Annotated in this window: 6 protein-coding genes and 1 pseudogene; 5 read left to right on the top strand and 2 right to left on the bottom strand. The window is 53.7% G+C overall.

What is annotated here, in order from left to right; translation table 11 throughout:
* Together AC5DC2_RS13090 and AC5DC2_RS13085 are read right to left on the bottom strand one after the other, a co-directional pair.
* On the bottom strand, positions 1 to 545 hold a 545-nt coding region (locus AC5DC2_RS13090), incomplete at its 3' end, for a DUF4422 domain-containing protein (protein ID WP_491698795.1).
* Positions 546 to 876: 331 nt separating this feature from the next.
* The gene (locus tag AC5DC2_RS13085; RefSeq protein ID WP_491698794.1) at positions 877 to 1,437 is read right to left on the bottom strand and encodes a type 1 glutamine amidotransferase domain-containing protein; all 561 of its coding nucleotides are present in this window, start codon (positions 1,435 to 1,437) and stop codon (positions 877 to 879) included.
* 406 nt (positions 1,438 to 1,843) lie between these two features.
* Between AC5DC2_RS13085 and AC5DC2_RS13080 the strand changes: the two genes are divergently transcribed.
* From AC5DC2_RS13080 to AC5DC2_RS13060, 5 genes and pseudogenes are all read left to right on the top strand, one after another.
* Complete coding sequence (locus tag AC5DC2_RS13080; protein WP_491698793.1) at positions 1,844 to 2,290, top strand: GtrA family protein; 447 nt, start codon at positions 1,844 to 1,846, stop codon at positions 2,288 to 2,290.
* A complete protein-coding gene (locus tag AC5DC2_RS13075) occupies positions 2,283 to 3,230 on the top strand; it encodes a glycosyltransferase family 2 protein (RefSeq protein WP_491698792.1) in 948 nt (315 codons plus the stop codon). Before AC5DC2_RS13080 ends, AC5DC2_RS13075 begins: the two co-directional genes overlap by 8 nt.
* A gap of 39 nt (positions 3,231 to 3,269) precedes the next feature.
* On the top strand, positions 3,270 to 4,769 hold the full coding sequence (locus tag AC5DC2_RS13070) for a glucosyltransferase domain-containing protein (protein WP_491698791.1): 1,500 nt from the start codon (positions 3,270 to 3,272) through the stop codon (positions 4,767 to 4,769).
* 400 nt (positions 4,770 to 5,169) lie between these two features.
* Positions 5,170 to 9,453: a rhamnan synthesis F family protein gene (locus tag AC5DC2_RS13065; protein ID WP_491698790.1), complete on the top strand. Its 4,284-nt coding sequence runs from the start codon at positions 5,170 to 5,172 to the stop codon at positions 9,451 to 9,453.
* Positions 9,454 to 9,600: 147 nt separating this feature from the next.
* Positions 9,601 to 9,816 (top strand): annotated as a pseudogene (locus AC5DC2_RS13060) (transposase); the annotation flags it as partial.
* Positions 9,817 to 9,875 lie beyond the last annotated feature (59 nt).

The following is a 9,875-nucleotide window of genomic DNA, read 5'->3' as shown; positions in this document are numbered from 1 at the left end:
TTTCGTCCGGTCAGGATCTGCACGAGATAGGGATAGATGTGCGGTGCGCGCTCCTTGACGATATCCTCCAGCACGGCCATGTCCCCTGCATGGTGTTGATGCGCAAAGAAATCCGAAGCGGTCATAATCACATCCGGCAGGCCCGGAACATAGAGCGTTCGCGCCGGCGGCGTCAGGATATCCACGCTCTCACAGGCTTTCTCGATCAGGTCGTCGCGCCACCCATATTTCTCATAGGTTTCATCGGAAATCTCTTCGAATGAAAGGCCGCGCGGCTTCTTCTCGGCAAAGGCAAGGAGCCTGCGATAGTGCATCTGACCGTAATATTCGGCCTCCACATTGTGGCGCATCCAGTAAAGCGCGGTCAGCTCGCTCCAGAACAGGTTCTCGCGTGAATTGTTCTCGCCGGTATCGTCCCCGATCGCGCCCTCGACATGAAACCGCCCGAGCGCCCGGCCGGCCTGGATCGGGGTGAGATACGCGGTCTTTACCAGCGGAGCCGGTTTGAAATAGACGACCGAGATGAAGATTTTTCTGGAGATCATGCGATGGTCTTGGCCATGGTTTCAGCGAAGCGGCTCGCCCGGACCACGATCCGGTCCCGGCATCCGGCGACGAGGGCTCATGTCCTGACAAACACATCAAAACTATGCGGAAGATAGCCCGCCACCCCTGTTCTGAGAACCCCCATAATCCAGCCAGGCACGGTTTGAGGATCGCAAGACAAAATGGGATGACGCCAGGCAAAGAAAAATGCCGCCCGACCCTGTTCAAGGCCGGACGGCGATATAGAGTACCTTGCAGTCATATCGAGACATCTGACGTCAAGCGAAACTGCGCCAAAACAAATAGATAGTGTGGATCTGCCGTGCGAGCTTACGCCGCGCGGCGATCATGGCGGCCTTCCTCGACCTCCTCGACGATCTTGGCGACAAAGGCTTCGAGATCCTTCGGCGAACGCGAGGTAACGATGCCGTTGTCGGTGACGACCGCGCTGTCCGTCCAGTTGGCCCCGGCATTCCTCATGTCGGTCTGGATCGAGTGGTAGGACGTGGCGTCGCGGCCTCTAAGAACGTCGGCCTCGACCAGAAGCCACGGGCCGTGGCAGATGGCGGCGACGACGCGCCCCGACGAGACGAATTCCCTGACGATCGAAACGGCTTTTTCCGAAGTGCGCAGCACATCCGGATTGATCTGGCCGCCGGGCAGCACGATCGCGTCATAATCAGCGACCGAGACGTCCTCGAGCGCCAGTTCAGCCTCGACGCTGTCGCCCCAGTCCTTTTCGTCCCAGCTCTTGACCGGGCCCTTTTCCAGCGAGGCCACGGTGACCGCGGCGCCGCGCTTCTTCAACTCGTCCAGCGGCACCCGCAGTTCCGAGCGCTCATATCCATGGGTGGCCGTGATCAAAATTCTGGACTGATTGATGGCAGGCATGGCATCCTCCTGTCGCTGTTGCTGGTTTGGCGCGACAGCGCTCCGCTGCCGCCTTCCCCACGGAAACGCACCGAAGCCGGCCGCGTTCCCTCCACCGCGAAAGAACGCACGGCCGCAGAGAACCCGTCCGCCAAACGGACGGCGGAAATCACAGCAACGAGACAAAAGAAGTGGCGTCCAGACGCGGAGTGGATATTTCCTATTAATTCAGTTAGTTAGAGGGAGGTGGGGCACGCGGATCTGTCAGCAAGTTTCAGGACTTTCTGACATAGATGTCCCACCGATCTATCCGTTTGACCAACCGACGTTGGATCGGCTATGCAAAATCGGCCACGGAGGCCAACCAACTTTCAGCACCAACCCGCAACCTCTCAAATTAGACGGGACGCAAGAGGTGAGGTCACGCGTGACACAAACGCCAAGGCTCGCTAATGGTGCGCCGACAAGAAGTTGGAAAGGGACGGTTGCGACGATGCCGCTGGTTGTTGAGCAACTATTAAAGTACGGACTTGTGGGTGTGATGAACACGCTCATCACGTTTATCGTCATCGCGCTTCTGAGCTATCTCGGTTTCTCGCCCGTGACATCCAACGTGATAGGGTATGCCTGCGGGCTGGCGAACAGTTTTTTCTTCAACGGCCGATTTACCTTTACGTCGACGAATGGAAGGAAGGCGGTGTACCGCTTTCTGGCGGGCTTTGCCTTGGCATATGGCATCAACCTCGTTGCGCTGCTCGCGCTGACGCACCAAGGCGATCTGCCGGAAATGGTATCGCAGGCCATCGCGATGTTGGTCTATAATGTATGCTTCTTCCTGATCATGAAATTCTGGATATTCGAAAAAGATGGCTGATCATTATTCCCTTGATGTCGTGATTCCATGCTACAATGAGGAAGAAAACCTTCCCCACACGATACCGGTCCTCAATGACTTCCTCAAAAATCTGTTGTCTCGCGAAGACCTTGGGCTGGAGCGTTTCAGGATCATCCTCGTTGATGATGGTAGCTCAGACCGGACATGGTCGCAAATTGAAGCGTTTACACAATCGGCGGGTGCCAGCGGTGTGAAGCTTAGCCGCAATTACGGCCATCAGAATGCCATGCTGGCGGGTCTTTCGATTGCTGACGCCGATGTCGTGCTGACGATAGACAGCGATCTTCAGGATGATATCAACGCGATTTCCGAGATGCTCAAGGCATATCAAGCCGGTGCCGATCTGGCGCTTGGCGTGCGTCGCTCGCGCGGCGAGGACCGTTTTTTCAAGAAGAACACGGCGAGGGGATATTATGCGCTGATGAGGCTGATGGGCGCGCAGATTGTGCCCGATCATGCAGACTTCAGGCTTATGTCGCAGAAGGCGCTGAAGGCGCTTCTCGCACACGAAGAGACAAACCTGTTTCTCCGGGGCATCATACCCAATCTGGGCTTCAAATCACAGATCATCGAATATGACCGTCAATCGCGTGAGCACGGCGAAACCAAATATACCCTGAAGAAAATGCTGTCGCTTGCCGTCAACGGCGTGACATCATTTTCCGCCGCGCCGCTGCGCTTCGTAGCGGCCCTGGGCATCTCCGTGTTCTTGATCTCGATGCTGCTTGCCTTCTGGTTTCTGATGGAGCGGCTGTTCATCGCCGATAGCACGGTTCCAGGGTGGGCTTCAATTGTGCTGCCGCTGTTGTGGCTCGGCGGCCTTCAAATCTTCTGCATGGGGATCATCGGCGAATATGTGGGCAAGATATATCTCGAGGTAAAACGCCGGCCTCGTTTTATCATTGATGAGAAGATATAACGCCTTGGTAGAACCACGGCGAACGGATAGCAGACTTCCATGAAGAAGAGTATTTTTGAGCCTTTGTTCCATCCGGAGAATAACAGGTTTCTGGCGGGCTGCATCTTTGCAATTTGTCTGCTGACTTATGGCGGACATGCCTACTACATGAATTTCAATGCGGACGACGTGATCCAGATTCAGTCTGTATCAAACGATTCGCTGACCTATCTCAGCCAGGGGCGTTGGGGTCTTTACCTTATCTTCCATGTGGTGCAGGGTGACAATCCGGGCGGCTTGTTCTCGCTCGGACTGGCAGTGGTGCTCATGATGCTGACAGGCATGGTCGGTGCCCGGGTCTTGGGCATCAAATCCGTCGCTGTGATGCTGTTTTTCACGCTGTTTTCCGCAGTTTCCCTTTATTATGGCCAGTTGTTTTCGTATCAGCTTACATGGGTCGCCTTCACATTCGGCGTTTTTCTCTCGGTTTGTGGGGTTTATCTTGCGGTCACCAGGGCGAAATGGTTGCCCGCCACGGTGTTGCTGGGACTGGCGCCTGCTTTTTACCAGCCAACAATCGAAGTCGCAGTCGTTCTATTTGTTGGGGCGTTGATTTTCCAGATCGGCGATGTAGGTGCGCGAGACATAATTCGTCGCGCAATATACTATGCTGCTATCGTTGTTGCTTCTTCCGCACTTTATGTTGTGACCACAAAGATATCCCCTTATATTTCAGGGGTTCCGTTGGGTGGTCGCAGTAGCATAGATTTTATACAGGCGTTGAAGAGTTTCGATCGGATAATTGATTTATTCTTGAATCAGTCTGTTCCATTCAATTCCGGAAAGGTGGATCCGTATTTTTCGGATATATATCGGGTCGTATTAACTGTTTCTTTCTTGTTCTATATATTTTGTTTTTTAATATCCAGAAATCGTAGAAGTGTATCTTCATTGGCGCTCTTCCTGGTTTTTAATTTAGTGCTAGTGGTAGCGCCCTATTTCCTCGCATTTGCATCTCCAGCTGATACCTTCAGCACCAGGTCGCTTATTGCATTCTCTTTCGTTCACGCGATTTACCTGATTTATCCCATCCACCAATGGATATTGGCATCGCCTGAGAGGGAAGGCGGTGGCAAGGTTCTGCTGGCGCAATCCTCTTTGGTATTGGGCTTTGCGTTTGTGTTGATCAGCGGCTGGCAGGTTGCAAAGCTTTCTTTTGATAACGCGCTTGCGTCGCAACAGGATCTGCTTGCCGTGAACAGGATCATTTCAAGGATAGACGATGTGCTTCAGGATAGCGCCATGGCGAGCGAATCCTCGATATGCATAGCGGTCAACTTCAATACGCCGACATCAGCAGGGCCGCGCGGTTTTGCCGGCACAGCCCGGGCCACGCCCTGGTCCAAGGAGTGGATTTTCCGGCTCGTGGATAACAGGTTCATTCCGGCCGAACCCGGAAAAAAGGAAGAATTGCTTGTGCAATCTGCGTCAAAACCGAAATGGCCTGCAAGGGGTTCAGTTTACACAGATCTGGGATGTATTGTGGTGAATGTGAACTGAAACGTTCGCGCTGTTTCGCTTTCGTGTGACTTTTGATGCGGCCATCTCTTTCTGAAAGCGCGGAGGCTATGGCTCTGCTTTCGTTAGAGTTGGCCGGTGGGTGGAATGCGGAGGCCACGTATTTCCGCCAGTCAATCTGGATGTGTTGAAGAACTTCGGCTCAGCCCAGAAATTCGCAGTTGATCTTCAGCATGATGTTCGTTCAAAAGAACACTGGATATTTGCTAAGCATCAGCGATGGAATGCGGTCAGCATTATCCACGGGTCACAAGGGGGCAAAGTCGTTGCCGATCAGCGACGCCACACGGTTGAAATATATCGGCAGGTGCCTCAAGGCCGTGCGCGAGCCTTTGGTTGATCGATCGAAGATTCGGCCAATAATCAAAACGGAAAGATGAACATGGGTGAACTATTTCAAAGGCCGTCGGCCAAGACCTCTCTCGACTGGACTGGGGAGCGTTTCACACCCAAGGTTTCAGGGCAGGTTGAACTCGAGCACTTGCATCGATATTTCCTGGCGCGGGAACTATGTCGAGGGTTGGATGTTCTCGATATCGCGTCCGGCGAAGGCTACGGCTCCGCATTGCTTGCCCAGGTGGCGCGTTCGGTCGTTGGCGTTGAGGTTGATGAAGAGTCGGTCAAGCACGCCAAGAATAACTATCATGCGGAGAACCTGGAGTATCGGGCGGGAAAAGCAGAAGAAATACCCGTCGACGCGAGCGGCGTTGATTGCGTTATCTCCTTTGAAACGATTGAGCACTTTTATGATCAGGAAAAATTCCTGGCTGAGATCAAGCGCGTTCTACGTCCCGGCGGCTTCGCACTCATCAGTTCGCCGAACCGTGATACTTATTCCGGATTTGGCACTCCACCCAATCCGCATCATGTCCGCGAACTGACCCAGGATGAATTCCACGGCCTTCTGACGCCTCGATTTCAAAACGTCGCGCTCTTCGGACAGAGGGCGGTTCTCGGGTCCGTGATCGTGTGCGACCGGGGGCATAAGGACCAGAAATTGGTCAGCTTTGATCGCCGAAGCGAAGATCGATTCGAGGCTAGCGCAGGGCTGGCCAGGTCTGTCTATTGTGTGGCCGCCGTCTCGGATGCAGAACTGCCTGCGTTGCCGAACAGCGTCTATTTCGATCTGGCCTCAGTTGAGGACGCGATCGTAAACTATCCGGCTGTAAGTGCCGAGTTGACTGCTCAGAAGGAAAGAAATCAGGGTCTTGAGGGGACTATTCACAGCCTGGAGCAAAGCAAGGCGACAATCGCAGCTGAGCTAGCCGCGCTCAAAGGAGATTTGTCGGCGCAAGACGAGGCGTTTGCTCAAGAACACTCTGTCCGACTTGAGGTTGAAAGCGAGCGCAAAGCTTTACTTGAGACGGTAGAGCAACACAGGCGCGAGCTGGAAGCAGCTCAAGCCAGCGCCAGTTTAGCCGAGAAACAAAAAGATGCCGCCGTTCTGGACGTCGTCGATCGGGCTTTCGCAGTTGTCTGGGCAAGGAGGAAACGCTCCTTTCGTTGGCGTGCCTTGCTGTTGCACCCTCTGAGCAAGAAGAAACGTAAGCAGTACCGGGATAGAAGAAAATTGAAGCTACGCTCGCGCCTTGCGGGCGGGTCGTCTACCTCAGCCGTTTTTCAGCAGGCGGACAACGCCCGTATAGAAAGCGAGAAATCGAGGCTTCGTCGTGCCGCGCTTATCAAACATCCCTTCAATCGTCGCAAGCGAAGAAATTACCGGAAGCAGCACGCTGTTCCTAGCGCCTTAGCGGGTTTGCCGTCTGCGACAACGATAGTCAATCGAGCCGTCGACACGCCCTCTGTCGGCTTGCCTTTTGTTTATCGTGAAAAACTTCCCGTCACGGGGAAGCGAATCGCTGTTTTTATTCATGTTTACTATGTTGAGGATTTCGATCGCATAATTTCTTTTGTCTCGAATATTAAATGGTCTTTTGAAACATTTATATCAACTGATAGTGAGGAAAAGAAAAGAAAGATTCTAAACAGGATTACATACTGGAACAGGGGTAATGCTAGAGTTGATATAACGCCGAATATAGGCCGTGATATAGCTCCATTCTTTGTGAATTTTCGAAAAGACATATTAAAATTTGACTATGTTTTCCACATTCACACGAAGCGGTCAGGTCATACCCCCGAATTGGCTGATTGGCTGGATAGGATGATGGCATCAACAATCGGATCTCCAGAAATTGTTGACAGCATTCTTTCCGCATTTGAGGCCGATGAGACACTTGGAGTGTTAGCTCCGACCTATCACCCGCATAATGAGCCTTATGTGAATTGGATTGACAATTTCGAGCGGAGCTCGGAGTTGGCGGCGAAAATGGGTGTTACGTTGATGCAGGATATGCCTTGCGCTTTTCCGGCTGGCTCAATCTATTGGGCGCGGTCAGCGGCTCTGGCTGCCATCCTCGACATCGGCCTGGAGTTCGCTGACTTTGAACCGGAAGCAGGTCAGACTGATGGAACCCTGGCGCATGCGATCGAGCGAATGCCGTTTCTTTCGGCAGAGGTGGCCGGCTTCGGGTGGAATTTTGTTTCACCGCAAGCTCGCAAAGATAAGTCGATCACCACGCGTGATGAGTTGCTGCAAGCTTTGTCTGAGAAGAGATCGTTCCTTCTGCCCCCCAGCGAGCGTCAAGGCTACGGCAGCCAAGTGCAGAGAGCCCAGTTTCAAAAGGCCCATTTCAAGACAAAGAAGACTGTTGAGCTCAACACATTTCTTGAGACGGATAAACGCATCGAGCTACCCTCTACCGAGAAGCCCCTTGTTTCTATCGTGGTTGTTTTGTTCAACAGCGCTGAACTGACCTACCCGTTCCTTCTTTCGCTTCGGCAGGCCATGACAGTTCCGGCTGAAGTGATCATCGTTGACAATGCTTCGACGGACCGAACGCGTGAGCTGCTTTCCCGTGTCGATGGCGCCAAAATTGTGCTGAACGACGAGAACGAGCATTTCTTGCGCGGTTCCCGGCGCGGCGCCGCTTTGGCTCAGGGTGAATTTCTGTTGTTAGTGAACAACGACACCGTGTTGCCTAGCGACTGTCTTGAGATCGCCACAGCGAATTTTGAAGACCCCGGGACCGGAGTTGTTGGGGCGAAGATAATCCTGCCGGATGGATCCTTGCAGGAAGCAGGCAGCGTTATCTGGTCGGATGGTACATGCGTAGGATACGGACGCGGACAGAACCCGAATTCGCCCGCCTTTCAGTTCCGGCGTGAAGTGCACTACTGCTCTGGCGCTTTCATGATGCTGCGACGCTCTCTCTACTTGGAGTTGGGCGGGTTTGATGAGCGATACGCCCCTGCATACTACGAGGAAACAGATCTCTGCATGAAAATCCGCGCAGCCGGGTACAAGGTCATCTATGATCCGCGAATTGCGATCGAGCATTACGAGTTCGGCAGCGCGACGGTTCGCCAGCAGGCGATCGACCTGCAGGAGAGGAATCACAAGTTTTTTCTGGCTCAGCATGCCACTGCCCTGAAAAACCATCCGTCTCATGAGATCGGCCCGCGCGCGGCATTGGATTCGCTTCGCAAGAAGCGTGTTTTGATGATTGACGACCGCGTGCCCTACCGCAACCTGGGAGCTGGCTATCCTCGCGCGCGGGATTTGGTCAAAGCGGTCTCCGCTCTTGGGTGGGATGTCACATTCTACCCGTTGTATTTTCCGGGCCTGGATGTTGATGAATTCTGGTCTGACTTCGGACCAGACATAGAGGTCGCTGCCGAACTCGGCGAGCCGGGGCTTTCTGGCTTTCTGAGGGAGCGCGCGGAAGAATTCGATGCTGTTTTTGTGAGCCGGCCCGGCAACATGGCGCGCGTTCAGGAGGTGTGCGGTCGCGCGTTTCTTTCCCGCCTCAAGCTCATCTATGATGCAGAGGCGCTTTTCGTCGAAAGAGAGAAGATTCGTCGGGCGCTTTTCGAAAATCCTTTCGAAGAAAAGGATTACCGTGCCGCCTATGAACAGGAGATTGGCTTGATGAAGGGAGCCTCTGCTGTCGTTACGGTTTGCGAGCGCGAAAAGAAACTCATCAGCTCACGTGTTTCAGCGCCTATTCAAGTGATCGGTCACATGGTGGACGCCAAGCCCTCCACGGCGAGTTTCGAGGAGCGATCGGACCTGCTTTTCGTCGGCGCTCTCGATGGCACACGAGAGGCTTCGCCGAATGTCGATTCTCTTGTCTGGTTTGTGGAAGAGGTAATGCCGCTCTTAGATCAGAAGCTTGGCACAGATTGGAAGCTGAACGTGGCGGGGCGTGTGCAGTCTGAGGATCTCGAACGGATTGCATCCGAGCGTGTCCGGCTGCTTGGAATGGTCCCTGACCTTTCGCACGTCTACAATGAGAACCGCGTATTCATAGCACCTACACGTTTTGCGGCTGGCATCCCCGCAAAGGTTCATGAGGCTGCCAGCTTCGGCTTGCCTGTTGTTGCCACAGATTTGATCGCCTCTCAGGTCGGCTTCATTCCCGATAGCGAAATTCTCGCAGCCTCAACGGCAAAAGACTTCGCTGATAAATGCGTAAGTCTCTATACGGGCAAGGAAGTTTGGTCCCACATCCGTGAAAAAGCACTATTGGCGGTCGCATGCGACTGCTCGAAAGAGCTTTTTGAAAGAAACGTTGCATCGCTTTTCGTTCCATTTGAAAAATAGAGGCTTGCCGAGAGAGCGCATGGATCTCAAACTCTGCACCTTTAGCCGGCGCATCTCGTCGGGCAGTGCTCTGCGCCCTGAAAACTGGATCGTTTGATGTTGGAGTATTCCGCGGTATTTTCCTGGCTGGGAGAAGGAGTGGAAGAGATGAAGGCATCGAAGTTTTCAGACGCCCAGAAGGCGTTTATTCTGAAGCAGGGGGATGAGGGTGCGCCTGTGGCGGAGATTTGCCGCAAGGCCGGGATCAGCCAGGCGACCTATTTCAACTGGAAGAAAAAGTACGCAGGTCTGCTGCCCGACGAGATGCGCCGGCTGAAGGCTTTGGAAGATGAGAATGCGAAACTGAAACGGATCGTGGTGAACCGCCCCGGGTTTGCCGGCGACCGTTTGGTTTAAGTTATGCGGCCAATGCTGGTGCGTCC

This window comes from Martelella sp. (assembly GCF_984369615.1).
Note: the sequence above shows the minus strand (reverse complement) of the source record. Positions and strands in the feature narration are given on the sequence as shown.